The 26,641-nt window shown below is 34.8% G+C and carries 28 protein-coding genes and 1 riboswitch; of the genes, 17 read left to right on the top strand and 11 right to left on the bottom strand.

The window, feature by feature from the left end:
- Window positions 1-175: 175 nt before the first annotated feature.
- From KBP46_RS20720 to KBP46_RS20690, 7 genes are read right to left on the bottom strand one after another with little or no spacing between them, the layout of a single operon-like run.
- Window positions 176-484 (bottom strand): barstar family protein, encoded by a 309-nt coding sequence (locus tag KBP46_RS20720; RefSeq protein ID WP_062674228.1) that lies wholly within the window; start codon window positions 482-484, stop codon window positions 176-178.
- The gene (locus KBP46_RS20715; RefSeq protein WP_216444068.1) at window positions 481-1,104 is read right to left on the bottom strand and encodes an archaemetzincin; all 624 of its coding nucleotides are present in this window, start codon (window positions 1,102-1,104) and stop codon (window positions 481-483) included. The genes KBP46_RS20720 and KBP46_RS20715 overlap by 4 nt, the downstream gene beginning before the upstream one ends.
- Before the next feature lie 41 nt (window positions 1,105-1,145).
- Complete coding sequence (locus KBP46_RS20710) at window positions 1,146-1,649, bottom strand: ribonuclease domain-containing protein (protein ID WP_216444067.1); 504 nt, start codon at window positions 1,647-1,649, stop codon at window positions 1,146-1,148.
- A gap of 25 nt (window positions 1,650-1,674) precedes the next feature.
- A complete protein-coding gene (gene nadE, locus KBP46_RS20705; RefSeq protein ID WP_062674224.1) occupies window positions 1,675-2,466 on the bottom strand; it encodes an NAD(+) synthase in 792 nt (263 codons plus the stop codon).
- Window positions 2,467-2,478: 12 nt separating this feature from the next.
- A complete protein-coding gene (locus tag KBP46_RS20700; protein ID WP_062674222.1) occupies window positions 2,479-3,012 on the bottom strand; it encodes a GNAT family N-acetyltransferase in 534 nt (177 codons plus the stop codon).
- Window positions 3,009-3,536 carry a GNAT family N-acetyltransferase gene (locus tag KBP46_RS20695; RefSeq protein ID WP_216444066.1) on the bottom strand — a complete coding sequence of 176 codons (528 nt, stop codon included), beginning with the start codon at window positions 3,534-3,536 and terminating at the stop codon, window positions 3,009-3,011. Before KBP46_RS20695 ends, KBP46_RS20700 begins: the two co-directional genes overlap by 4 nt.
- A 10-nt stretch (window positions 3,537-3,546) precedes the next feature.
- Window positions 3,547-4,185, bottom strand: a complete 639-nt coding sequence (locus KBP46_RS20690; protein WP_216444065.1) for a leucine-rich repeat domain-containing protein — start codon at window positions 4,183-4,185, stop codon at window positions 3,547-3,549.
- A gap of 52 nt (window positions 4,186-4,237) precedes the next feature.
- On the opposite strand from KBP46_RS20690, the gene KBP46_RS20685 reads away from it, so the two are divergent.
- From KBP46_RS20685 to KBP46_RS20635, 11 genes are all read left to right on the top strand, one after another.
- The gene (locus KBP46_RS20685) at window positions 4,238-5,221 is read left to right on the top strand and encodes a gliding motility protein GldB (protein WP_174525199.1); all 984 of its coding nucleotides are present in this window, start codon (window positions 4,238-4,240) and stop codon (window positions 5,219-5,221) included.
- 133 nt (window positions 5,222-5,354) lie between these two features.
- On the top strand, window positions 5,355-6,257 hold the full coding sequence (locus tag KBP46_RS20680; protein ID WP_062674217.1) for an ABC transporter ATP-binding protein: 903 nt from the start codon (window positions 5,355-5,357) through the stop codon (window positions 6,255-6,257).
- Window positions 6,258-6,266: 9 nt separating this feature from the next.
- Window positions 6,267-8,468 carry a thioredoxin-like domain-containing protein gene (locus tag KBP46_RS20675; protein WP_216444064.1) on the top strand — a complete coding sequence of 734 codons (2,202 nt, stop codon included), beginning with the start codon at window positions 6,267-6,269 and terminating at the stop codon, window positions 8,466-8,468.
- A gap of 31 nt (window positions 8,469-8,499) precedes the next feature.
- Complete coding sequence (gene gldC / locus KBP46_RS20670) at window positions 8,500-8,823, top strand: gliding motility protein GldC (protein ID WP_034695059.1); 324 nt, start codon at window positions 8,500-8,502, stop codon at window positions 8,821-8,823.
- Window positions 8,824-8,952: 129 nt separating this feature from the next.
- Window positions 8,953-10,092: a cystathionine gamma-synthase gene (locus KBP46_RS20665; RefSeq protein ID WP_216444063.1), complete on the top strand. Its 1,140-nt coding sequence runs from the start codon at window positions 8,953-8,955 to the stop codon at window positions 10,090-10,092.
- Window positions 10,093-10,159: 67 nt separating this feature from the next.
- On the top strand, window positions 10,160-10,612 hold the full coding sequence (locus KBP46_RS20660) for a GNAT family N-acetyltransferase (RefSeq protein ID WP_216444062.1): 453 nt from the start codon (window positions 10,160-10,162) through the stop codon (window positions 10,610-10,612).
- Window positions 10,613-10,696: 84 nt separating this feature from the next.
- Window positions 10,697-11,209 carry a DinB family protein gene (locus KBP46_RS20655; protein ID WP_062674210.1) on the top strand — a complete coding sequence of 171 codons (513 nt, stop codon included), beginning with the start codon at window positions 10,697-10,699 and terminating at the stop codon, window positions 11,207-11,209.
- A 240-nt stretch (window positions 11,210-11,449) separates the two neighbouring features.
- Window positions 11,450-11,878 (top strand): IS200/IS605 family transposase, encoded by a 429-nt coding sequence (tnpA, locus tag KBP46_RS20650; RefSeq protein ID WP_216444061.1) that lies wholly within the window; start codon window positions 11,450-11,452, stop codon window positions 11,876-11,878.
- A gap of 299 nt (window positions 11,879-12,177) precedes the next feature.
- Entirely contained in the window at window positions 12,178-12,726 is a 549-nt protein-coding gene (locus KBP46_RS20645) for an L-threonylcarbamoyladenylate synthase (RefSeq protein WP_216444060.1), read from the top strand.
- A gap of 106 nt (window positions 12,727-12,832) precedes the next feature.
- Window positions 12,833-13,177 carry a nuclear transport factor 2 family protein gene (locus KBP46_RS20640; RefSeq protein ID WP_216444059.1) on the top strand — a complete coding sequence of 115 codons (345 nt, stop codon included), beginning with the start codon at window positions 12,833-12,835 and terminating at the stop codon, window positions 13,175-13,177.
- Window positions 13,178-13,214: 37 nt separating this feature from the next.
- Window positions 13,215-14,633, top strand: a complete 1,419-nt coding sequence (locus KBP46_RS20635; protein WP_216444058.1) for a CCA tRNA nucleotidyltransferase — start codon at window positions 13,215-13,217, stop codon at window positions 14,631-14,633.
- Between the two features lie 158 nt (window positions 14,634-14,791).
- Here KBP46_RS20635 and KBP46_RS20630 read toward each other — a convergent pair whose 3' ends face one another.
- The 3 genes from KBP46_RS20630 to KBP46_RS20620 form a co-directional block, all read right to left on the bottom strand.
- Complete coding sequence (locus KBP46_RS20630; protein ID WP_216444057.1) at window positions 14,792-15,847, bottom strand: DUF5074 domain-containing protein; 1,056 nt, start codon at window positions 15,845-15,847, stop codon at window positions 14,792-14,794.
- Between the two features lie 19 nt (window positions 15,848-15,866).
- A complete protein-coding gene (locus KBP46_RS20625; protein WP_123279350.1) occupies window positions 15,867-17,693 on the bottom strand; it encodes a TonB-dependent siderophore receptor in 1,827 nt (608 codons plus the stop codon).
- A 31-nt stretch (window positions 17,694-17,724) separates the two neighbouring features.
- Window positions 17,725-17,903: riboswitch (cobalamin riboswitch) on the bottom strand.
- 137 nt (window positions 17,904-18,040) lie between these two features.
- On the bottom strand, window positions 18,041-19,354 hold the full coding sequence (locus KBP46_RS20620; RefSeq protein ID WP_216444056.1) for a T9SS type A sorting domain-containing protein: 1,314 nt from the start codon (window positions 19,352-19,354) through the stop codon (window positions 18,041-18,043).
- Between the two features lie 154 nt (window positions 19,355-19,508).
- On the opposite strand from KBP46_RS20620, the gene KBP46_RS20615 reads away from it, so the two are divergent.
- Together KBP46_RS20615 and KBP46_RS20610 are read left to right on the top strand one after the other, a co-directional pair.
- A complete protein-coding gene (locus KBP46_RS20615; RefSeq protein ID WP_216444055.1) occupies window positions 19,509-21,125 on the top strand; it encodes an AraC family transcriptional regulator in 1,617 nt (538 codons plus the stop codon).
- Window positions 21,122-22,252, top strand: coding sequence for a tetratricopeptide repeat protein (locus KBP46_RS20610; RefSeq protein ID WP_216444054.1), 1,131 nt, complete (start codon window positions 21,122-21,124; stop codon window positions 22,250-22,252). The genes KBP46_RS20615 and KBP46_RS20610 overlap by 4 nt, the downstream gene beginning before the upstream one ends.
- Before the next feature lie 60 nt (window positions 22,253-22,312).
- On the opposite strand, the gene pafA is transcribed toward KBP46_RS20610, so the two are convergent.
- Complete coding sequence (gene pafA, locus KBP46_RS20605; RefSeq protein WP_216444053.1) at window positions 22,313-23,959, bottom strand: alkaline phosphatase PafA; 1,647 nt, start codon at window positions 23,957-23,959, stop codon at window positions 22,313-22,315.
- Window positions 23,960-24,054: 95 nt separating this feature from the next.
- Between pafA and KBP46_RS20600 the strand changes: the two genes are divergently transcribed.
- From KBP46_RS20600 to KBP46_RS20585, 4 genes are read left to right on the top strand one after another with little or no spacing between them, the layout of a single operon-like run.
- A complete protein-coding gene (locus KBP46_RS20600; RefSeq protein WP_216444052.1) occupies window positions 24,055-24,849 on the top strand; it encodes a hypothetical protein in 795 nt (264 codons plus the stop codon).
- A gap of 15 nt (window positions 24,850-24,864) precedes the next feature.
- A complete protein-coding gene (locus tag KBP46_RS20595; RefSeq protein WP_216444051.1) occupies window positions 24,865-25,650 on the top strand; it encodes a hypothetical protein in 786 nt (261 codons plus the stop codon).
- A gap of 20 nt (window positions 25,651-25,670) precedes the next feature.
- A complete protein-coding gene (locus tag KBP46_RS20590; protein ID WP_120232004.1) occupies window positions 25,671-26,063 on the top strand; it encodes a VOC family protein in 393 nt (130 codons plus the stop codon).
- 17 nt (window positions 26,064-26,080) lie between these two features.
- A complete protein-coding gene (locus tag KBP46_RS20585) occupies window positions 26,081-26,617 on the top strand; it encodes an N-acetyltransferase (RefSeq protein WP_216444050.1) in 537 nt (178 codons plus the stop codon).
- The last annotated feature ends 24 nt before the right edge of the window (window positions 26,618-26,641 follow it).

Below are 26,641 nucleotides of genomic sequence, written 5' to 3'. Positions count from 1 at the left end.
ACACTTCGCATTGATTAGTCGTAAATGAGGGTTACAGTTAAAGGATATAATAAGCCTAACAGGTTTCCAAAACCTGTTAGGTTTGTACGGTAAAGAATAAAGAATTGAATACTATAGAAGCCAAGAATCAGCATAAAAAAAGACTGTCTCCTGTATTGGAACAGCCTTTTTTTTTTTATTCTTCAGATTCTACATCGTCATCTTCGTCTTCGTACTGCTCCAGATAATAGCTGAAACTAAAATCTTCCACTTCTTCTTCAGCATCTTCCAAGGTAGTCAGCAAGTCTTCAAAAATCTCAAGCTGATCTACAGTCATGTTGACGAATTCTAAATGGAGTGGCATTTCCATATCTCCGGTGATCGTATCAAAAAGTGCATCAAGATTATCACCAAACTGCTCAGGAAGCTGAATTTTCTCCTTTAGCTGGGCGTAAAAATCTTCATAGTCACCTATGTCCGTAAAATCTATATATACTGTCTTCATATTGAATTAAATTTCCAATTTTTATTGATTAAAAAAGTTTTGCATTTTTTGCAAAAATCCGTTTCTTCATTGGTAGGATTCTTACCTTCTGCATCTCTCATAAAACACATTTTTTCCGGGCAATGTGGCAGCCCTTGTGTATGGCCCAGCTCATGAATGGCTATTTTGTAAAACTGCTCATCCCGGTTTTCTTTACTCAGTCTGAAACTTGAAGCCACGCAAGCTTTTCCTGGTCTATACCCCAACCCCATGATTCCAAAGTCTCTGATCTTTCCTCTGGTAGCACTGATATCCTTCGCTGTCAGACCAATTGTGACAAAACCTTCTTTTGTTTCTTTATTCAAAAACTTAATGATTGAATCGGCTCTATATCGGTTTCTCTCTTTATAATAAGTATTTTCAGGAAATTCTATCGCATCCAGAACTTTAATATTCGGGTATACATTTCTTATTCCTTCAGCTACTTTTGCTACAGTTTCCGGTTTAATATCTTTAAATGGCTGTATGAGTATTGTTACAGCTGGTTTTGCTGCTTTTTCCGCTATCATATTTTTCTTTTCTGAACATGAGTAGGTCAGAATCAAAAGAATAATAAAGTAAAAAAGTCTATAATTTTTCAAAATTAAGATTTATAATAATTACAATGTAAATTATACATTGGTCATTGCTTTTCAAAACTTTTATAATGGTTTTTGGTAAGATATACGTCACCATTTTGAGTGTAGATGATACGGTCAGCATTTCTTCCACCACAATGATAGTTTACATCTGCTTCAAAGTATCGTTCTCCATCCGGCAAACGTCCTTCTCTGTTTCCGAAATGATCTCCGCCAATAGCTTTTCCAGGAAGTACATCACAAAGATTTCCTTGAGAAGGATTCCAACCCTTTTTTCTTGCTTCCTTTTTAGTGATATAATAATCCGGAAGCTTATGATTTTGCTTTACATAGCTGATTACCGTTTTCTCTTCTGTAAGCTGGTCTATAGAAACCTGGACAGAGGAATTACCATCCGAAGAAGTACTGCCATAACTCACCGTTTCCTTTTTTGCAGAACCTGACTGTTCTTTTTTATCTTCAATAAAGTTCCTGTAGACGTACATCACAGACATTCCGAAAAGAAGCCCCAGACATATAAAAAATACAGATCTTATTTTACCGTTCATACCTGTTATTTATTGTAATGCTATTCTATGCTCTCCATTCTTCAGGAATATCGCAAACCGGAATAGGATCCATTTTATGTTTCGCAGCCTTATGCATTCTGTCGAAGATCTGGAAAACTTCCTTATCTCTGCCTTCGTAATCGTCAGCTGTTTTCGTTCCATATTCTTTCTGGATTTTTTCCAGTTCCGGATACGTAGCACCAATCTGCTGTTCATCTGTTCTTTCCGTATCCCAAAGGCCATCGGTAGGAATAGCCTCCTGAATGCTTTTGATAAGATTCAATCCTTTAGCAAGTTCGTATACTTCAGTTTTATAAAGATCTGCAATAGGTGAAACATCTACCCCGCCATCTCCATATTTCGTATAAAATCCAATTCCGAAATCTTCTACTTTATTTCCTGTTCCACAAACAAGAAGCCCGTTCAGCTGTCCGTAATAATAAAGTGTAAGCATTCTAAGACGTGCTCTTGTGTTGGCAAAAGTCAAATTCTCATTGGGATATACCTCATCGTTTACATGGAAGGTTTTATAGATCTCTTCAAAAGCCGGCGTAAGATTGACGGATATTGTTTCTACATTGGGAAATCTGGATTTAAGGTCATTCATATGATCCTGTGCACGATCTACCTGATCAGCTTTCTGGCGGATCGGCATTCCGATCAGTAGTGTTTTCATGCCTGTCATTGCTGCTAAAGTAGAAACTACTCCGGAATCTACTCCTCCGGAAACTCCAATTACATATCCGTTTACTTTAGCATTTGTAGCATAATCCTTTAACCAGCTTACAATGTGATCTATTACTTTTTGTGTCTGCATTGTTTATATTTTTTAGTCTATTCCAAATTCATGAGGGTATTTTACCACTCCTTTTCTATCTTTTAATCCGTCTTTTACCAATTCTACAGCCATTCCGTTTTCTTCCGGAATATCAAATGGAAAAGAAATTCCAAAATTACTTGTTTTTTTGTAACCAAAGCGAGGATAATATTTTTCGTGCCCAATCAATATCACCGATTCATATCCCAATTCTTCCGCAATACGATGTCCCTCAAGAATCAGTTTCGCTCCGATTCCCTGATTCTGAAACTCCGGTTTTACTGAAACAGGTGCCAAGGCAAGAGAAGCAAACGATTTTTCTTCGTTGACAATTTTAATTTTAGTAAACAGAATATGTCCGGCAATTGTACCCTTTTCATCTTCTGCCACCAAAGATAATTCCGGGATGAAAGCTTCTGAACGTCTTAGTTTTTCTACCAGAAACTGTTCCTGATGATCACTGTGTTCCATTTCTCTGAAAGCCTCTTCCGTAAGCTGAAAAACCTGTTGATGGTCTTTTTTTTCTTCCTGCCGTATTGTTATCATTTTTTACTGTATTTTTCACGCTTCAGTTCGTACCAGGAGCACAATATTCCATCTTCTTCAAACTTTCCCGTATTTTCAAAACCGAGCTTTTCAAGAATATACTTTGAGCCTGTATTTCCGAAATCAGCATAAGCATAAATCACATTGGCATTGAGTTCATTAAAACCATATTCCAGCATTCTTTTAGCTGCTTCAGTGGCATATCCTTTTCCCCAGAACTCGGGAATAAAACGGTATCCAAGATCAAGGGTATTAATGTAGCCATTGATAGGTTTTGTCATTAATTTTAAGCCACACCATCCTATCAGCAAGCCACTTTCTTTTTCAATAACAGCAAGCCTTCCAACTCCATTTTCTTCATACTGCTTCTGAATCATCTTAATTACTTCTTTTGATTCTTCCATTGTTGCCACAGGTTCACCCAGATATTTCATTACTTCAGGGTCGGAATCCATCAGAAACATACGTTCAAAATCTGTTTCTTCAAGTTTTCTTAAAACCAGTCGTTCTGTTTCTATCATCATAATTATTAGTTTATTCTTCAGCTCCAAAAATGGTTACGTTAGTTTTAGCACCCTTCTTTATATCTGTTTCTCTTATCTTATTTCCCATTATATTAAGGGTTTGTAAGGCCAGGTTACCGGAAATATCAATTTTTTGAAGCTTGTTATGTTCCAGATTCAGTTTTCTTACTGTTTTCAACTGAAGCAGGTTTATTTCTTTTAATTGATTTAAAGATAATGTTAATTGGTCAATTTTTGGAATTCCGGCCAGCGAAATGTTTTGCAGTAGATTATTATCCAGATATAACGCCGTTAAATTCTTAAGATTCTCTGCTTTGAATGAAGAGATTTTGCATCCTGTACACGAAAACAATTCTAGCTGATCTAGATCATTTATGACAATATTAGAAATCGTATTATCATCCAAAATAATCATTTTTACATTTTTAAAAAGGCGCAGATCTTCCGTGGAAGTAATTCCTTTCTGAACAAGGAACAGATTGGTGACCATTACGGCTTCCTGAGATTCAAGTATTCCGTTTTTATTCAGATCAAAATTTTCCAGTACTGCTTTTTCAAAGTTTTTGTCATTAAACTCAAACTTTTGTCCGAAGAGAAGAGAAAGTCCCAAAATAATAAAGATAACTGTAAATATTTTAATTTTCATCATGAATTGTGTATTTAATCCTTATTTTTGTCAACTTAAATTCCATGTAAAAATAATGAAGATTTTTAGATATATTGCACTTTCTTCTCTTCTGGCTGCCGGAATTATTTCCTGCAAAAAAGAACCTGAAAATCAATGGAAGGTAGAAGTTAAACAAACTGCCGAAAAAGTTGACATCACAGATATTTCCAAAGAATTCTACAATCCGAATATTCCATTGGATCAGTTTAAAACTCAATTTCCATGGTTTCAGGGAAGTGTTTCTGATGCCGATTTCGGAAAAAGAAGAGCTGATGCCGAAGAGATCAAAATCTACAAGGAAGCTATTGGAAAAATAGATCAGGCAAAGCTGCAAAAAGAGCTACAAAGCCTATTTTCGCATATTAAATATTACTTTCCGCAGTTTAAAAATCCCAAAGTATATTTATTCTCATCTGCCTTACAGATGGTTCAGGACCCCATATTTTATGATGAAAAGGGTAATCTTTTATTCATAGATGTTACCGGTTTTATGGGAGACGGAAATGCTAACTATAAAGGATTGGAATTATATTTCCAAAAGTCGATGAACCCACAGAATATTGTTCCGAAAGTATCACAGCTTTTTGCAGAAAATATTGTCACCGAATCTCCTGATCACCAGAAATTTATTGATCAGATTATTCTTAACGGAAAAGTAATGATTCTTCAGGATGCTTTTCTTCCGGATACGCCCGATTATCTGAAAATGAATTATACCCAAAAGCAGTATGAATGGGCAACAAGTAATGAAGCCAATATCTGGAATTATTTTGTAGAAAGTAATCTGATCTTTGGAGATGATCCAAGATTGGGAGAACGTTTTATTTCACCAGGACCATTCTCAAAGTTTTATACAGAAATAGACAATGAATCTTCCCCACAAATCGGAATTTTTACGGGATGGCAGATCTGCAAGGCATATCTTAAGGAAAAACCTGAAACAAAATTAACGGAGTTCCTGAAAATGGATGCTACCACGATTTTTAATCAATCAGGATATAAACCAAAGTTAAAATAATTCTATAAAATTAAATATTTAAATCCTTTAGCTTACACTAAAGGATTTTTTTAAGTAGAATTTAAACATCAATACTACTTTGTATTGCATACTACTATTTTATTGCATACTTTTGTTTCAAATACAATCACATATGAAAAACATTATTGAAATTCGAAACTTAAACTATGGATTTTCAAAGGATAAGAAAATTCTGAAAAATCTCAGCATTTCTATACCCAAGGGTAGCATCTTTGGTTTCCTGGGTGCCAACGGAGCAGGAAAATCCACAACAATGAAGTTACTTATTGGAGGGATACCCGATGAAACAAACAGTATACAGATTTTTGGTAAAAACCTTTCCGGGTTTTATCCGAATGGGTTTGGTAAAATCGGAAGTCTTATTGACAGTGCAGCATTTTATGACCATTTGTCCGGCTGGGAAAATCTGATCATCATTTCAAAATTAAGAAATCTTCCGAAAACAGAATGTGAAAGGGTATTGCATCTGGTTGATTTATGGGAAAACAGAAATCTGAAAATGAAGAAATATTCTTTAGGAATGAAACAACGACTTTCCATTGCAATGACTCTTTTGGGGAAACCAGAACTTCTGATTCTGGATGAACCGGTAAATGGCCTGGACCCTAATGGAATGTTGGAAATCCGTGAATTATTGATAAAGCTTAACCAAGAAGAAGGTGTAACGATATTGATCTCAAGCCATTTATTGCAGGAAATTGAAAAAATGATTACTCATCTTGCTATTATTTCGCATGGAGAAATAAAATTTATAGGAAGCATAAAAGAATTGAATGAGTTGTACCGATACAATCACATCAAAATCGGATTGAATCATGCCCATAAGCATATGAATGAAATTCCGAAGAATTATTCCCCCAAATTAATTGATGAGAATACGATAGAAATTACGTCCAAATCAAAGGAGGATATTATTGACCTTGTGAAAAAACTGGTTTTAAACCATGCCGAGATTTTTGAAATCAAAAGCAGCGCAGGTTTGGAAGAATGGTTTATGGAAATTACAAAAAATTAAATTACACAAATGAAAAAATTAATCACAGCTATCAATATAGAATGGCTAAAAATAAAAGGTTTAGGGCTAATTTATACGGCTATTATCTTAGGAGCTTTAATACCTTTCATCAATTTTATTCCGTCTTTGTTAAGTCCGGATCCCATCGCTAAAGAATCACTTAAATATTCCATTTTTGAAGAATCCATAAGTGGAAGCCCTTTGAAATATTTTACATTTTTCATTCTGCTTTTATTTCTGATCATTGCAGCAAACAGAATTGCTCAAACGGATCATAAAAATAACGGATGGCAACTGATGGAGACACAGCCTGTCAATAAATTTCAGCTTTATATTTCGAAATATATTATTTTACTATCCCTGAGCTTCATTTGTATTTTCTCCTATTTTAGTTTTAATATAATTTTATCACTCGCAGAATATTATATTCATCCAAATCCTGCAAAGTTATTGACCTTTGATGTATTATGGATGCTTAAGACCTGGATAAGAATTTTCGCTGCTATCCTGGGAATTGCGGCATTACAGTTATGCTTCTCTGTAGTTTTCCAGGGGTTTATATGGTCATTTCTTATTGGTATATTAGGATTGGGCTCCAATATATATTCAATAGTGGAAAAAAAGAGTTTTTTCTTTAATCCATACAGTTCGTTATATACATTCTGGAATGCTCCTGAAATAAGGGATCTGAATTATTTTATTTCTCACTCAGAGTATATAAGCTTTTTCTGGATGGCTGTTTTCCTGGTTATCGGATATTTCTGGTACAGTAAAAAAGGGTTTAAAAATGCTTTTCTTAAAAATAAAAAACAAATTGTCATTTCAACGGTTCTGTTAATTGCAGGAACAGGTCTACTCTATTTTATACAAAAACCAAAACCTTATACAAGCGTTGGATCAGAAACTTCTATTTCAGGAACACTGGAAACGGATCTTAAAATTGATTCTGTGAAAATTGTTTCAAAGGAATTTCATAAAAAAATTGGAGCGGTTGCTGTTAAAAATAATACTTTCAACTGGTCTACCTCTCAAAATCTTCCTTTAGATGAGTACATTCTTGAAATTGGCAATAAAAAACTTGAGGTTGTGATGGGAAATGGTGACTGGTTTGATTTTGACATTAAATTAAATAACACCAAAATAACATTTAACTTAAAATCTAACAGAAAATCTGATCAGGTTTATAATAAAACTGAGAGTTCTTTCGGAATAGACTTTTGGCTCGCACTGGAAAATCAGAATTTAAATAATAACCCTGAAAAATTTTATGAATTAGCTCTATCTGACTGGGATGACAATAAAAAAAAATTAGATCATTATGCAAATGCAGAAAACAATGGTCTTTCAGAAGATTATAAGGCATATAGAAAACAGCTGATGGCAGTTCAGTACCTTAATGAAATCAATAATTACAGAAGAATGACCTCATGGTCTGATCCTAAATTTGCTCCTCCAAAACTATTTCTGAATGAACTCAATGAAAATATTTTGAAACCCACTCCGCTTTTAAGTAAAAATGATGATTATCTGCAATATAAACTGGATCAGATGCTTACAGATGATGATCAACGTTCTAATACGGACAGTATTTTATTTGCTAAAATCAATTTGCTTCCTCAAGGAAAAACTAAAGATCAGCTATTATCAAAGCATCTATTAAAAAGTATTGAAATACAAACAGACAGTGCATTCAGAAACAAGCTTTTTGCAGCTGAGATTAGCAAAGTAAACGGTACTGATTATAAAAAAATGCTCTATTCAAAGCTTGAACAGATCAATATTTCACAGAAAGGATCACCTTTCCCAGAGCTGAAACTTCTGCAGGATAATGGAAGTTCTCAAAATCTTTCAAAATACAAAGGAAAATATATTGTAATAGATTTTTGGGCAAGTTGGTGTGGTCCATGCAAGCAAATTCGTCCTGTATTTGAAACAAGAAGTTATCAATATAGAAATGATAAAAATATCCAGTTTATTTCAATCAGCTTAGATCAGGAAAAATCAAAATGGCTGAATTATCTCAAGACAAAACCATCCAATATTCCACAATACTGGCTTGAAAATGCAGAGCAGTTTATGAATAAGTACAAAATACAATCTATTCCAAGATTTATCATTATAGATCCTGAAGGTAAAATTTTTAACTTTAATAGTCCATTTCCTGATGAAGATAATTTTGTAGAAGCCTTAGATAAGCTGAAGAAGTATTAACTTTGCACAAAATTAGAAACAAAAGAAAGTTATGAGAAAGACTCAGATTACGATAGATGTAGAGCTTGATGAAAATCACGTACCGGAAAATATTACATGGAACGCTCAGGATGGAGGTATTGACAAACAAGATACAAAAGCAACCATGATTTCTGTATGGGATGATAAGACAAGAGAAGCGTTAAGAATTGATCTTTGGACCAAAGAAATGCCTGTAGACCAGATGAAGATGTTTATCCACCAGATTTTAATATCTTTAGGAAGTACATACCAGAGAGCGACAGGTGAAGAGGATGTAGCGCAGTGGATGGAAGAAATTGCAGAAGAATTTGCGGTAAAATCTGCCATTAAGTAAAAAAATACAATTGCAATAAGCTGAAGGCAGTAAGCGGTAAGCTTTTTGTACTCAGCTAGAGCAACTTTTAATAAAAAACAATGAACATTAAACTCATATGCTTAATGTTCCAGCTTAAAGCAAAAAATTATGAATTTTAATACAAAAGTAATTCACGGAGGGCAGCACCACGAGTCTGCAACAGGTTCTGTAAATGTACCTGTATTTTTAACCTCTACATTTGCACAGAAAAGCCCGGGAGTACATTCCGGATATGAATATTCAAGAGCCGCTAACCCTACAAGACAGGCATTAGAGGATTCTTTGGCAAGTATTGAAAACGGAGCGAGAGGTTTAGCTTTCGGTTCTGGTCTTGCTGCCATCGACTGTGTTTTAAAATTATTAAACCCAGGTGATGAAGTAATTGCTGTAGATGATCTTTACGGAGGTACTTACAGAATGTTTACAAGACTTTTCGAAAAATATCAACTGAAGTTTACTTTCGTGAATTTTGATGATGCTTCTAAAATTGCTGATGTTATTACGGATAAAACAAAACTGATCTGGGTAGAAACTCCAACTAACCCATTGATGAAGTTAGTTGATATCAAAGCTGTTGTAGACATTGCTAAAGGGAAAGATATTCTAGTGGCGGTAGACAATACTTTTGCAACACCTTATATCCAGAGACCCATTGATTTGGGAGCTGATATTGTAATGCACTCTGCTACAAAATATTTAGGAGGACACTCTGATGTGATTGCCGGAGCGCTTATTGCTAAAGATGCTGAGTTAGGAGATAAGCTTCACTTCATTCAGTTTGCGAGTGGTGGTATTTTAGGACCACACGATTCTTACCTGGTATTGAGAGGAATCAAAACATTGGCATTAAGAATGCAGAGACACTCTGATAACGGTCTTGCAGTAGCAAAATATTTGGAAACTCATCCGGCGGTAGATAAAGTAATTTATCCAGGATTGGAATCTCACCCTCAATATGCACTGGCAAAATCTCAGATGAAGGAATCGGGAGGAATGGTTTCATTCACCTTTAAATCCGGAAAGAAAGAAGATGCTATCAAATTCTTAGAAAAAGTAAGAGTTTTCACGCTCGCAGAATCTTTAGGAGGAGTAGAATCTTTGGCTAACCACCCTGCTTTGATGACACACGCTTCAATTCCTGCAGAAAAACGTGCTGAATTGGGAATCACTGACGATCTTGTTCGTTTAAGTGTAGGTATTGAGGATGCTGAAGATCTTATTACAGATTTAGAGAAAGCTTTTTCTTAATTTTAATAAGCATAAAATGAGAAGGATTATCTAATCTTTCTCATTTTATTATAACACCACTAATACTATGAAAAATACAAGAAAAGCAGTTCTTTCCGACTTACCGCAATTGGCGGAATTGTTTGATCAGTACAGGATATTTTACCATAAAGCATCAGATATTCCTGCAGCAACAAATTTTCTTTCTGAAAGGATTGAAAATCAAGATTCTGAAATTTTTGTTGCGGAAGAAAATGGAAAACTGACAGGCTTCGTACAATTATACCCCATATTTTCATCAACAAGAATGCAGCGCTACTGGCTGCTAAATGATCTGTATGTTAATGACAACCATAGAGGAAAAGGCTTTTCTAAAGAATTAATTGAAGAATCCAAAGAACACTGCCGTTTCTCAAAAGCATGTGGTATCCTCTTAGAAACAGGAAAAAGCAATGACATCGGAAATCAACTCTATCCTGCCTGTGGCTTTAAGCTGTATGACTCCGTGAATTTCTACGAGTGGACTAATCATGAGCAATGAGCAATGGGTACTGAGTAATTAATACATTACACTCACTATCTCAAATCCCGAATCCCGAATCCCGAAACCCAAACAAAAAATAATATGACCGATTTTCAAAAATACATTCAAAGATATTTAGATCAGATTCCATCAGGAAACTGGATTAACGAACTGCAGATATCCGCAGACAAAACCATCGGAATTTATTCCAATCTTACTGAAGAACAATCAAATTTTGCTTATGCCGAAGGAAAATGGACTTTGAAAGGTCTTCTACTCCACTTATCTGATACCGAAAGAGTTTTCCAATACAGAATATTGGCTTTCGCCAGAGGAGAGAAAAACAACCTTCCCGGATTTGATGAAAACGGATATGCAGACCAATCTTTTGCAAACGAAAGAACACTTGAATCCCTTTTGGAAGAATACAAACTGGTAAGGAAGTCTTCCCAGATTCTATTAGAAACACTTCACCCTTCAGCTTTACAGAATACAGGTACCGCCAATGGTCATGAAATTACTGTAGAAACCATCGGAAAACTAATTGTAGGGCACAATTACCACCACCTGAATATTATTGAGGAAAGGTATTTATCAAAATTAGGATGGATGTAGTAGAAAGAAATTAAAAAATACTTTTGAATTAGGTTTTGGCTAAAGCCATATGATTTTCATCTCAGGATTAAATGGGCTAAAGCTCATTTCTATTGAATAATATCCCTAAATTCATCACATTATCTTTAATAACGCTATAAGCATCAATAGGAACGGGCTTTAGCCCGTTTTGATATTATATACCATTCCTTTGGCTTTAGCCGAAACCTAAAAAATATTATTTTTGATAAAACAACACAAATGGCTTTTATCAAAATCTACATTCACCTTGTCTTCTCTACAAAAAACAGAGATTCTTTTCTCAATACATTCGACATACGTCTCAAAGTCTGGAAACATATTAAAGAATATGCTACAGAAAAAGGTATATTCTTAGATATGATTAATGGATATTCTGACCATTGTCATTGTCTTATTTCTCTGGGATCTGATCAGAATATAGAAAAAATTGTACAATTATTAAAAGGTGAATCTTCACATTGGATCAATAAAAATAAACTTACTTTAGGAAAATTCTCATGGCAAGATGAATATTTTGCTGTATCAGTTTCTGAGTCTATGATAGAAAGCGTAAGAAATTATATTAAAAATCAGGAAAAGCATCATCAGAAAAAAAGCTTTGGAGAGGAATATAAGGAATTTATTGAAAGATATAATTTAAAAAACTAAGTAGGTTTTGGCTAAAGCCGGAGGATTTATTTCTTTTATTTAAATGGGCTTTAGCCCATTTCTATTGAATTGGATCTCTAAAATTCATCGTATTTTTTTTTTAATTAAATCAATAATCCTATTTAACTCTAAACATACTACAATCATTAATAGGAATGGGCTTTAGCCCGTTTTCAAATTATATAAATTCCATTGGCTTTAGCCAAAACCGATCAACAAGATCATATTTAAACCCCATTTTTTTGTCCAAAATTTACAGATTTTTTACCTTTATCCACTCTTTGAACTCACATACAATTATGGAACATATTATCGAAATATTAAAATCCGGCGGAACAATTCTTTATCCTACCGATACTATCTGGGGAATTGGTTGTGATGCCACCAATATAGAAGCGGTCAATAAAATTTTTGACATTAAAAAGCGCGAAAAAAATAAATCCATGATCATTCTTGTGGAATCTGAGAAAAGGCTTCAGGATCTTGTGGATGTTCCTGAAATGGCGTGGGAAATTATTGATCTTAGCGAAAAACCGGTAACAATTGTTTATGAAAACCCAAGAGGTTTGCCTAAAGAACTTCTTGCAGAAGACGGAAGCATCGGAATTCGTCTTGTAAAAAATGATTTCTGTAAAAAACTGATAACAAAGCTGAACAGACCTCTGGTATCTACCTCTGCCAACTTCAGTGGTGAAAAAAGTCCGTTAAAATTCTCTGATATTTCTGAGGAGATGATCAGCCTTGTAGATTATGCAGTGGAAGAAAACAGAGAAAAAGTTTCAAAATACTCAGGTTCTTCGGTGATCAAAATATGGAATGACAACAGAATAAAAGTTCTTAGAGAATAAGAATTCTGAACTTTTATGTTTACTTTTTAGAGTCTTGTCAGTTCATATCGGCAGGATTTCTTTTTTTAATTCTATCTTTGCAAACTCAACTCATAAACTATTTGCTATGAATCATCACGAATTTGCTCAAATGTGGATCAATGCGTGGAATTCTCATGATCTGGAGGATATACTTTCCCACTATTCAGATGATATTGAGATTACAACTCCTATGATTGCACTGGCTACGGGCGGTAAAGAAAGTTCTTTAAAAGGAAAAGAAGCTGTTCGTGAATATTGGAGAAAGGCATTGGATAAATTTCCGGACCTTCATTTTGATCTGAAACATTCCACAGCGGGAGTAGATTCTGTAGCATTATTTTATAAGTCGATTATGGATAAACATGCTGTTGAAGTTATGTTTTTTAATGAAGAGGAAAAAATTAGTAGAATGTATGCTCATTATGACTAATGGATAACATACGTAGAAATTGTCACTATTATTAACGATGAAAATTAATCTTAATCAAAATAAGAATTTAAAACTATTTAAAATCATTTCTGAAGCAGCAGAAAGGAATAACCAGTCTGTATACATAGTGGGCGGTTATGTACGAGACCTTCTGATGAACAGAAAAGCTTCTACAGATATAGACTTTGTAACGGAACAAAGCGGTATTGAGCTTGCTCAGAATGTAGCTCAGGATATAGATCCTAAATTAAAGGTTTCTGTATTCAAAACGTATGGAACCGCGATGATCAAGTACAAAGAACTTGAACTTGAATTTGTGGGAGCAAGAAAGGAAAGCTATACAGAAAACAGCCGAAAGCCGGAAGTGGAGGGCGGAAGCCTGGAAGATGACCAGAAAAGAAGAGATTTTACCATCAATGCGATGGCTATTTCTTTAAATAAAGAAAACTTCGGAGAACTGATTGATCCGTTCAATGGAATCGAAGATCTTGAAAAAGGAATTTTAAGAACACCGTTAGAACCTGCTCAAACTTATTCTGATGACCCATTAAGAATGATGAGGGCAGTACGTTTTGCTTCAACTTTAAATTTTAAAATTGAGGAAAACTCTTTGAAAGCGATCCAGCAGGAAGCAGAAAGAATCAAGATCGTTTCTATGGAAAGAATCATGGTAGAGTTCAACAAAATAATGTTGTCTGAAAAACCGTCTATCGGATTAAGACTAATGGAACAAACCGGTCTTATGAAGCTGGTTATTCCTGAACTGATAGAATTGAAAGGCGTGGAAGAAGTAGAAGGACAAACTCACAAAGATAATTTTTATCATACGCTGGAAGTAGTGGATAATATTTCGGTGAATACCGATAATCTTTGGCTTCGCTGGTCTGCCCTTCTTCATGACATTGGAAAAGCTCCGACGAAAAAGTTTTTAGAAGGAACAGGATGGACGTTTCACGGACATGAATTTTTGGGTTCAAAAATGGTAAAAACACTTTTTCAGAGATTGAAATTACCTTTGGGAAGTGACATGAAATATGTTCAGAAGATGGTGAAACTTTCGTCAAGACCTATCGCACTGATCACGGATGATGCTTCAGATTCTGCATTGAGAAGACTTTTATTTGATGCCGGAGAAAATCTTGAAGATCTTTTCACGCTTTGCAAGGCAGACATTACCACTAAAAACTCTAAAAAGCAGGAGAAATTCAAAAGAAACTTTGAATATGTAGCCGTAAAGATCAAAGAAGTAGAGGAAAAAGATCAGGTAAGAAACTTTCAACCTCCTATTACCGGTGAAGAGATTATGGAAATGTTTCACCTTAAGCCAGGCCGTGAAATCGGAATTCTAAAAGAGAAGGTAAAAGAGGCTATTCTTGAGGGTGAAATTCCTAATGAAAAAGAAGAAGCAACAAAATTTGTGATTGCTGAGGCTGAAAAACTCGGGTTAACCCTATAATTCAACTGATATAAAATATAAAACCTGCGGGATGTTCCATCCCGCAGTTTTTTTTGTTTCCCTAGGGAAACAAAGCCGGCCGGTTTCTTCGAAACCGGCCGGAAAAAAACACAAATGATGAAAAAATAAAAAATTATTTCTTTATATGTTATCACACATTATGGATTCAGGTATGTTCCACTAGCACCGATACCTCCTGTTTTAAAAGAACTGATCTGAGCACCTGTAACTGCTGAATATACTACCATTTCACTATCCTGTGTGAACTGCTTAACGTCTGATGCAAAAATCCTTCCATCAATAACATTAAATCCATACAGTGTAAAGTAAGGACCGCCATCTGCAGCTGTTAATAATGGAGTTGCAGGAATTACAGGTATAGCCAAACTCGTTGTATATACTTTATTGGCAGAGCTGAAGTAGATTTTATCGTTATCAATCTGAAGGTTCGTAGCATTAGGAATTCCTGTCAACGTAATTACCGGTGTAAGCGCTCCGGTACTTGAAATTTTATAGATATAAGAATCTGTAGCTGTTGAAGAAATTGTATAAACATTAGATTTGTATGATACTGTATTTCCAATCTGACCATTTGGAACGGTAATTTCAGTTTTAGCATCGTTAGAAGTATTGATATAAGTAATCTTATTTCCGTACCCTGATGAAGCATTCTGTACAAAAACATTTCCTCCTGCCTCTACTGTTTTATCAGAAACTTCAGTCATATTGATTTTACTTACAAATGAATAGTCAGAAGCTTTATATTTCGTTATACTTTGAGTATGTGCAGTAAAGTTGGTATTAGCAACATAGATGAAGTTGTTAGCAAAAGTAATTCCTCTTGGGTTATCAAGCTGATCTGTAATTACTCCTAACTTTTTGAATGTATAACGGTCTACTACTACAATTTTATTAGAGTTATTCAATACAAGATAAGCTTTGTTTTCGTTAAGACCAATCGTCTGAAGAACATCACCAAGAATCTCTTTGTTGTTGTTATAACCATATACATCGTCTTGCTTCAGGCTTAAATTTCTTGTCACAAATGTTACCTTAGCTCCCTGACTGTTATAGTTTCCTTCATTAGAGATAAAATATCCGTTCTGATAAGTGATTGGAGAAACTTCAATCTCGTCAGAACTACTTGAACATGAAGAAATGTTAAACAATAACACTACTGCAAATAATACAGTTAAAAGTTTAGTTATTTTCATATTTAATCAATTTTAATTTTTAAAAATTTATTGCTGCATACACACTATAATTTCTTTTGGGTAAAGGATAGAAAGAAACCGTTTTGTAGTATGTATTGGTTAGATTATTCACTTTGAACCCTAAGGTATATTTTTTGGCTAAAGTTGCAGAGATTCCCATATTTAAAAGAAAATAAGGATCTATGGCATCTGACCTTTTTTCGTCACTTGTAGTATACGTAACGCCATTCAGCTGCCCCTGTGCGAAAAGTTTAAAGAAACCATATTCATAATCTATATTGGCATTTCCTCTGTGCATAGGAACGTAAGGTCTCTGCATTTTCGTTTCTTTATCAATAGACTTTGCATAATAGTATCCAGCATTGGCCCGGATTTTATGATTACCCCATTGTTTGCTAAAGGACAGTTGGGATTCTAATCCATAGGATTCAACTTTATTGACATTGAATGCCTGCCAGTATCCTTTAGCCGTTGGAAGCCATGCAATAAGATCTGTGATGTTCATATAGTATGGAGACAAAGTAAGTCTGAAATCTCCTGCTTTGAACACATTCGTCATATCGAGCTGGGTAGAGGTTTCCGGTCTCAGGTCTTTATTTCCTCCCGGTTCATAATAAATATCATTAAAGGATGGAAATCTGAAGTTTTTTGATACATTAAGGCTTACATCATACCATTTTGCTGCACTCCATTTTCCGGAGAACGAATACATCAACGGTGACTTCACATCTTCCACAAAATCTTTCTTGAATCCACCCTCAAAACGCAGATCTTTTGTTGCAAAATATCTTAACAATCCTGAAACAGAACCAATATTTCTGCTGACGCTGGATATTCCGTTTTGGTATCCTTCTCCTTTATTAACCTGAAACTCTCCTATGATATTAAAATTCCACTTTGAATTCAGGAAATAATTAAAGTCATTTTTAAAGATATAATTTTTCCCGGTTCCACTACTTGATTTAGGCTGATTTAACGAACCAAAAAATTGAAAATTCTCTTCCGTATAAGCTGCTTTAAGGGAATTACTGAACTTTGTTTTGTTCCAGTCCCAGGAAAGAAGGCTTCTTACACTTTGAGTTTTATATTTCGTTTTTGTTCCCGTTTCTTCATATACAGGAAAGCGTTGTGAAGAATCAAAAAACTGGCTCTGCCACGAAATTTTATGATCGTTTGTGATTTTATAGGATGCTCCTACATTGAACGTTGTATTGTAATAACTTCCGTTTCTGTTGATATAGTTCAGGTCACTTACCTTATAATCATTTTCACTTACAGAATAATTTCCAGAAGCCTTAAAACTGAACTTATCATTGCTGTAAGAACCTTTTATAAAGTTATTATAGGTATTAAAAGAAGCCACTTCAGAAAATAAAGAACCATGGAAGCCTTTATTAAAATCCAGGGTATTATTCAGGTGAATACTTCCCCCGATGGCACCACTCCCATATACTACACTTCCACCACCAGCTTTTATACCAATCTGATCATAGCCGAACAAAGCAATATTATTAATATCTCCCTGTCCCAGAAAATTAGAATTGATATTAATTCCATTCCACACAAAAGCAGTCTGCTGAGCGGTAGTTCCCCTGAAAGAAGGTGAAGAAACGGCACCACGGCCATTTTCTTTGATAAAAACCTGTGACTGAAATCTCAGAAGTTCAGAAAGATTACTGGAGTTTTTCTCAGCATCTTCTGCCGAAATTATTTTTACGGGATGAAAAAGTTTCACCCTATTCATCTGATTGTCGAAGACATAAACAGTATCGATGGCTTTCTCTTGTGCAAAAAGAAAACAGCCATAAGATGAAAAAAGCAGTACTAAAGATCTTTTTATATCCATACTTTTTTACTTTTCCTCCGAAAGCAATATGTTTTTTAATTATAATTCCGGCAGGTCTCCTGACTTTCGCATTCTGCACCTTCCCGTTATTAAACAGTGGTTTTTTGCAGAAACTTGAGTTGCGATTTACAGTTGCGGGGACAGTCCGGGAGTTACACCCGATTCCCTTTTCATTCCAAAATACTGGAAACCAAAATTTTTGCAAAGATAGTTTTTTATATGTATTCACCAAAAACCAGACTTTTCTATACAAAACATGCTATCCTTTTGCTATATACACAAAAAAGAACGGCCGCTTTCAATATTGAAAACAGCCATTCATCCCACTACTTTACTATTTATATATGTTATTTTTTAATGAATTTATAAGTCTCTTGTTTTCCTCCCTTCATAGAGTATTGCAAAATATAATCTCCTTTTGACAGGGATGAAACATCAATCTGCCCTTCTACCGAATCAAATGATTTTACCTTTTGTCCCACCATATTATAAATTTCGGCTTTCTCTATTTTTCCTGTTCCTTTAAAATATAGAATATCAGTCACAGGATTAGGATAGACACCCATATTATTTTTCTCTTTCACTGCATCATTCACCGATAAAAATTGAGAAGTATCCAGATAAAAAGCGATCATCTGCCCTGAAGCATTCGTCCCTGATCCGGCAATTTTCTTTCCGTCCTGTGAAATGGCCAAGGGAAGCCCCATGGTTACTCCATTCGTTGCAATTCCCAAAGAGGCTGCATAATCATTCAGATTGATCCTTCCGGTAGCAGAAGTCCAGATAAAACCTTCCCCTGACATAGGAGGTGCTCCAAATGCTCTATAATACCCAATTACTTTTTTTCCATCCGCAGAAATTCCTGTTGCTCCTCCTTTGAAGCTGAAAGAAGCATTAGGATGCGTTATGTAAGTAAGTCCGCTTGCAGCATTCCAGACATAGGGATTAGGATTTGCTGAGCCTATGATTGTATTTCCATCTGCAGAAATTCCTCCTGCTTCCCCTACATTATTTCCATTATTATCAGTAATAAAAGTTTCTACTCCATCCTGCCATTTAGCCCCACTTCTTGTTCCGTTTGGCTCATCCTGCCAACCTACAATTACTGTTCCTGCCGCATTGATTGCGTTTGCTCTGGAGCTGCGTCCTGCAACGATACTTCCCAGATCTACCATTCCGTTTACTTCATCCCATTTCACAGCATGTGCGTTTGCAGCAGTAAGAAAACCTAAACCTACAATCGTGCTTCCATTGGTAGTCATCCCCCAGGTTGAACTTACACTACCGTCCCATCCTGTAGGAACAAGCCCGCCTCTGTTTACCCAGGTCGAAGTAGCTACATCATAGGTTGATATTTCATTAAATCCCGTTGCTGCATTTGTTATAGAGGACGAAATTTTGGTTCCGTCATTCGAAACAACAGTTCTACCCGCTGCCGGATAACCGTTTGATATAGAACCTATCTGTACAAGTCCTCCTGCTGCATTCCATTTATATATTCCTCCTGCGCTTGTATGCATGCTTACCACTCCATTGTCAGAGACTGCCCCTACATTATAATTTCCCAAACCTATTACCGTAAGCTGAGCTTCTGCAAAACCAAATTTCAGAAAAAGACAAGCTGTCAACATTTTCATTGATACTTTGTAAAAATTTTTCATATTTTATTATATTTAGCGTTTCGAATTGGTGAAAACAATATTAATACAATATTCACCTTGCCAAAAGAAATTGGCTTTCATAATTCGTGAATTTTAAAAGAACTTATTATTTACAAGACTGATAACTAAATAGATACAAAACAATATTTTGAATATGGATTTTACCAGAATTATTCAAAAAAACACAAAAAGCAAATTAACGAGACAAAAATTATTTCAAACTTTACTGTTTATTTTTATTTTCTGCTCCCTTACCACCAAAGGGCAGTCCGGTCCGGACTTCAATATGTTAGCAGATAAAGCATTTCTGAAATTATATCAGAATCCTGACGAATGCATAAGTTATACCCAGGGAATTCTTGTGAGTGATCAAAACGCGGAACACAAAATTGTACTTCAAAATATTATTTCACAAGCTTTTGCCATGAAGGGGGAATATGTACAATCTGTCAATATTTTCGCTCAAAAAGAAGAGCCTGATCAGAAAAACGATCTTTCTTATTGTATGCAGGTCTTCAGTGATTATAACCTTGCCGATCAGTATCAGAATCTGGGTTTGTACAATCAATCGAAAAGAATTATTTCTCATCTCTTGTCTGATCAGAAGCTTCTTAAAAGCAATAGTCCGGCATTAAGAATTACCACTTCAAAATTATATCAGCTTCAGGCATTGAACTCGGGAATCAACAGAAACTATCCTGAAGCCTTAAAAATTCTAGATCAGAGTAATCAATACCTTGGCGATTATAATGAAGAGAATAGAATTTTAACAATTGAAAACAGAATTTTCAGATCTTCCTATCTGCTGAAACTAAATAAACTACCTGAATATAAAACCCTTATAGACAGTATTATTACAGATCTTGAACATCAGAAAAACCAACCTTTTCTTTTAGCTCTGGCCTATGAAAACCTCTCCCAATATTATTTTCTGAGACAAGATTATGCAACAGCTATTGAAAAACTGGAAGCAGGTCTTCAATTGATTGAAAATCTTCCTTTTAATAATTTAAAAATTAAAATCTACGAATCACTTTCCCGTAATTACTACGCACTACATAATGATGCAAAATACCATCAGTACAATAAACTTTACAATGATGTAAAAACAAAAACAGATTCCAGCTCAAAAGAAGGAATACGATACCTTGTGAAGCTTGTGGAAACCAATCAAAATAAAAATATTGAATTTCAGAAACATCTGCTTCTAAGATCTTTCTGGTTTCTAATCCTGATTTTATCTTTGATCATTCTGGTTTTGCTTACTTATTTTTTACTCATAAAAAGTAAAAATAAAGACTTAAAAAAACAGTTTGATTTCTTTGAAAAACAGATCAGTCAAAAATCTCAACCCATCATTTTACACAAAACAACTCCAGCGACAAAAGATCCTGGCACAACAAAAATATCCAGGGAAAAAGAAGATGAAATTCTCCAAAAGCTGGAAGAATTTGAAAAATCCGACCGGTTTCTGAATAAAAACATGTCTCTGTCTCTGCTTTCCTCTCAAATGGAAATCAATACAAAATACCTTTCAGAAATTATTAATAATAAGGAAAAAAACTTCAACGGATATATTAACAAGCTTAGAATCAATCATATTGTACAGTTATTAAGAACTGATTCTACTTTTCTTAATTATAAAGTAAGTTATCTGGCAGAATATTCAGGATTCTCATCACACAGTGCATTCACTACTGTTTTCAAATCTGTTACCGGAATGTCTCCCAATGCCTATATTCAGGAAATCAGTAAAACAAAAGCCTTATGAAATTAATTTTTAAAATAATAGTGTTGCTAGTTGCCTTTTGTAATGGTATGAAGGCACAAAAGACACCTGATAGTATCTTACTAAGAAAGGCCAAACTTGAAATTTACGACAACCCCGATAATACCATCACAATCGGAGAACAATTATTAAAAAAATCTCATGATATCAAAACTTCCATTAATCTTTATATGCTGCTTTCAACAGCCAATATTGCTAAAAGAAATTTTGAAGAGTCTTTACAATATATTTTAAAAGCAAAAGAACTGTCTCAGAAAACCAATGATGCCAGAAGCCAGGCAGGTGTTCTCATCTCAGTGGCGATCCAATATCAGCAAATGGAACTTTTCAACAAATGCTTAGAAACACTGAATGAGGCAGAACAGTATATTGCAAAAATTCCTGAAAAAAATCCGGAGAAATATATTGAAACGGCTGCAAGCTACGCAATAAGAGGAATGGTATATAAAAGTCAGTCTAATTCAGAAATTGCTCTGGAAAAATTCCTGATTTCTATACGAAATTATGAAAAGGTTCCCATAAAGAAAACCACTTACTCCAATATGAGTGTGGTATACTACAATATTGGGTACTGTTATCTGAACCTTAATGAGATTGACAAGGCACAAGAGTCATTTTTACAGTCTGTCAGCTATGCCCGGAAGAATTATGGTAAAAGTCTGGAAGCATTCGCTTTGAAAGGAATTGCTGAAATACACAAACAAAGACATGAAAATCAAACAGCGATAAGCCTTTTACTAAAAGCTGAGGATCTTTCTAAAAATACCGGAGATATTATCCTGAACGAAGGACTTTATAAAGAATTGGCTGAGAATTATCTTGCTATGGGACAACAGAATCTCTATCAGCAGTTTAACAAAAAACACATGGAAATGAGATTTAAAAGAAAGCAGAATGAACTGAAATCTATTAATCAGGTGATCGACAACCACAACAAGGAAACAGCTTTGAAAAGTGAGAAACTGAAATCTCATTATCGTTATATTAAAATGGCTTCAGTTCTTCTGGGATGCATTTTGATCGTTTTGCTTCTATATTCTATTATAAAAATCAGAAAACAGAATAAGAAGTTTCATAAACAGATACAGCAAATGATAAGAACATCGTAAGCTATGAAAGCAAAAAACATCCCAAATTGGGATGTTTTTTTATGATCTGAAATTTTCAATTTATTTACCAATAACTTCGGTAATCGGATTTCCTACATTTCCACTTGGAAACTGGATTTTCAATAAGGAAGATACCGTAGGAGCAATATCTGTCATGTGATATTCTTTGTTGCTTTCTCCCTGCTTCACTCCCCAACCCATAAAGATTAATGGAATGTGAGAATCGTAAGAATTCCATACACTGTGTGTAGTTCCTGTTTTAGAATATGGTGGAAGCATAGAATCATGAGAAATTAACTGGATATCCCCACTTCTCTGTCTGTTGATTCCATTAATAATTCTTTGTTTGATAGGCTCCGGAATGCTTGACTCCTGAACTTTGTCTACAGAAACAGCATATAAAACGGTAGGATCCTTCTCAATTTCTTTTACAGCAAAGTTTCTAACATCATCCAATTCAAGCTTTTTGTCTGCCAATACTTTTCTGTCGAAATAAACCTGATAGTTATCAATGGCGTTGACCAGTTTATCGGCTCCGAATTTCTCTTTCAGTTTCTGGTTCAGATTCTTTTCCGCATCTTCTCCAAAGAAACCTGTCGGGATTTTATGTTCTTTAAGGAATCCTACAGAATGTGCTCCACCATGGTCAGCAGAAAGGAAAACGGTGTACTCTCCTTTTCCTACCTTTGAATCAAGATATTTGAAGAATTCTGCCAAATCCTGATCTAGTCTGATATAAACATCTTCTACTTCAATAGAATTCGGTCCGAATTTATGTCCTGCATAATCTGTAGATGCGAGGTTGATGGCTAAAAAGTCTGTGATATTATCTCCACCTAGTTTTTCACCTTCTACAGAAGCTTCAGCCAATTTTAAAGTCAGAGTATTTCCGAAAGGTGTATAACGGATATTGTCTTTTTTAGTCTGGTAGTCTTTTGCTAGATTACTGTAAGGGAAAGTAGGTGTTTTTGCACTTCCCAACAAACCTTCCCAAGGAGAATTGTCCGGTGCGCTTTCTGTATATTCGTTGATTGGAAGTAAAGTATTCCAGCCATTCGCTACTAATTTCTCAGGAAGATTCTGAGAGTTGAATGATTTTACCCACTGTGGAAGATCATTCATATACCATGTACTGGTAATGAAATTTCCTGTACTGTCATCAAACCAGAAAGCTCCGTTTGGAGTATGGCCTGCAGGAAGAATGGAAGCACGGTCTTTCAAAGAGACACCAACAACTTTTCCCTGAAAGTTCGTTGCCAGTCTTAATTCGTCTGTGACTGTGGTAGACCAAAGATTTTTCGGAGAGTGGCTTCCTGTTTTTGTATTGGTAGTTCCTACCGGCTGAACGCTCTCATCCGCGGTACAATAAACTCCTTTACCTGTTTCTTTATCCGTCCAGTCGTTTCCGGCAATACCATGAATAGCCGGTACAGATCCTGTATAGATACATGTATGCCCCAAAGCCGTAATGGTAGGAACATAAGGAATATGTACATTATTCAAAGAATATCCTGTATTCAAAAGTCTTTTAAAACCATCATTCCCATACTTACCGTAGAAACGGTACAAATAGTCCCAACGCATCTGGTCTACTACCAGACCAACAACTAATTTGGGTCTTTCCAGTTGAGTATTTCTGTTCTTCTGTGCATTGATTGTAACTACGGACAATAAAGTAGCTGCCGCAATTGAAATGTTCCTAAGCATCCAAGTAAATTTTTATTGACAACAAATTTAAGGGTTTTGAAAGTTTTGGAGTGTGAAATTTTATTTAAATTTGAACTAATCATTGATTTAATGTTTTGGAAAGAACTACTCATGTAATAACTGCTAAATCGATACAAGAGCTTCCTTGTATTGATTACCTCAGAAATATTCCTCGACAAAAAATAATCAGAATAGTTTTTGATCATCCAATCAATCATATCAGAGAGGATTATGGTGAACAATTAACGAAAAATCTTCCTCATTTTCAAATAGATATCCATTCGATGGAGCCTAAAATTGAAGTAAAGAAACTCATTACAAAAGAAGAGATAATTGCCAACCAATTATTTTTTGTACAGTGTGCAAAAGACTACAGAAAACTTGGAGAAAAACTGGTCTGTTTATTTTTTGAAAAGAAGAAAGTAAAACTAAACAAAGATTTCCCTTTTCTTGCTTTTAATTATTTCAAAGGTCGAAGTAGAAGAACTCAGAGTGGAAAAGTAGGTAAATGGAGATATTTCCTTCATGGTTTTCATTGTCATTTTCAAAATGTAACTACAAAACAGCAGATTGAAGTTCCTTTTATTTTTGGGATGGAATTTGGGGATCTTGATCCTTATTTTTTTTCTCGTTATATTAAGTCTACGCCTGACTATCATCCTCTTCCCGTTAATATTTATGAAGATTTTGCGGATGGAGAGAGAATATTAGATGTGATGCTCCAATTGGGACTATTGGAACAAATTAATTCAAACCTTGAAAATCATTCCGGGCTTGTAATCAAAGATAGAAATAAGGTTGACATTAAAATATATAATCCTGATAAAGATTATGAAAAAATTGAATTCAAATCCAGATTATCAAAATTTATACAGTTTTTTAATTTCTAAATTATTTAATAACCAATGATAGTAGGCGTATACTGGTATTTCAAATTCCCAGACCATTTATATGACTTTCAGTTTTTCAAATTCTTTCCTGGACTTGGAGGACATGCCGATACTCCTGCTGAACTGGCAGCAAGAATCCAGGTTAAAAATACAGATGATTTTATTCCTAAACTGGAAGCACTAAAATCAGATTTCAAGAAAACATATTTACACCTGAATATCGATGGAAATCAAATCATCATCAATATTGGAGACCATATGCTTTTTGATTTTCATTTTCAGTTTGCTGAAGAGGTTGAAGAATTATTGATCCGTGAAAATGCAGTATTATTGGATGCAAGTCTTCCTTTTACCATTCAATCCAGCAAAAACTATCCTCCGGAAAGAGAGGAATTCAAAAATATAGAGCACCGTTTCATTCAGATGGTGGGTTCCGACTTCAAAAAAAGCAATGCAGAAAATTATGCTGCCAGAATTGATTGTAATCTGCCTTTGCAGTATAAGCAAGATCTTATTAATGATTTGTCGCAGATATCCACGGAAGAAAACCTTCATGTATTTTATTATAATGATTTTGATTTTAAAGATCATTGTAATCTGATGCTCTTTTTCACCAATGGCAGACAGAAAAAAGAAACCATTCAAAAGGTTGACATCAATTCATTTGGACGTAAAGTGCGGCAGCTTAGCCAGAAATACCCTCTTCATTTCGGTCATTTTGGAAGTTTTAAAGAGTATCCTTTACATGGGCCTCATATAAAACTGATGATAGATGAAGAATATATTATCAACAAGAAATAAAAACATTTAAATTCAATCATATGATCAAATTCAAGTATGTCATTCTCTATGTAGAAGATGTAGAAATGTCTATGAGCTTTTATAAAAACACCTTTGGCTTTGAAATAAAATTCATCACTCCCGAAAAAGATTATGGTGAGCTCCTGAGCGGAGAAACAAGTCTCTCATTCGCTTCTGTGAGCCTGGCTCAGTCCAATATTAAAAAAGGATTTATAACGGCAAAAACTGAAGACCAACCTTTCGGAATGGAACTTGGGTTTACGACAGATAATGTAGAGGCTTTGGTAGAAAAGGCAATACAAAACGGCGCTGTTCTTTATGAAGATATTGCTTTAAAACCATGGGGACAAAAAACAGCTTATATTAAAGATCCCAACAATTATCTAATAGAAATCTGTACTGAAATTCACTAAAATAAAAATATGGAAGGGTGGAAATAAAAAAATTACAAAAACTAACCTCTAATCCAAGTATGGATTGGGGACATAACGGGTATACAACGGATGTAAGATATGTGGTTTCCTCTATTGAGTTTGGAGGTTCTTTTGAGTTTATTTTAAAAGAGAAGTCTTTGCCTTACCACAAAATATGGGAAACGACTTCTGAAGATCTTGAAGAATTGAATACCATCATTGAACAGGGAAATTCTTTCGGTGCTTTTGTTAATGAAGAATTGGCAGGCTGGATTATCTGTGAACAAAGAACATGGAACAATAGTTTTTATATTGAAAATATCCTGGTCAACGAAAAATACAGACGACAGGGAATCGGAATTAAATTGATTAAAAGCGCCATTAAAGAAGCCAGAAAATTGAACTCCAGAGTGATTGAACTGGAAACACAGAATACCAATTATCCTGCAATACAATTTTATAGAAAAATGGGATTCAATATTACCGGACTGAATACAAGATTGTATGAAAATCCAGAGGAAATTGCACTTTTCATGACTTTAGATATAGAGTAATTTTACCACATTCATTAAAACACT

Source organism: Chryseobacterium sp. PCH239, from assembly GCF_018924625.1.
Classification (GTDB): domain Bacteria; phylum Bacteroidota; class Bacteroidia; order Flavobacteriales; family Weeksellaceae; genus Chryseobacterium; species Chryseobacterium cucumeris.
The sequence above is the reverse complement of the archived record's forward strand: the minus strand, read 5'-3'. Positions and strand labels throughout refer to the sequence as shown.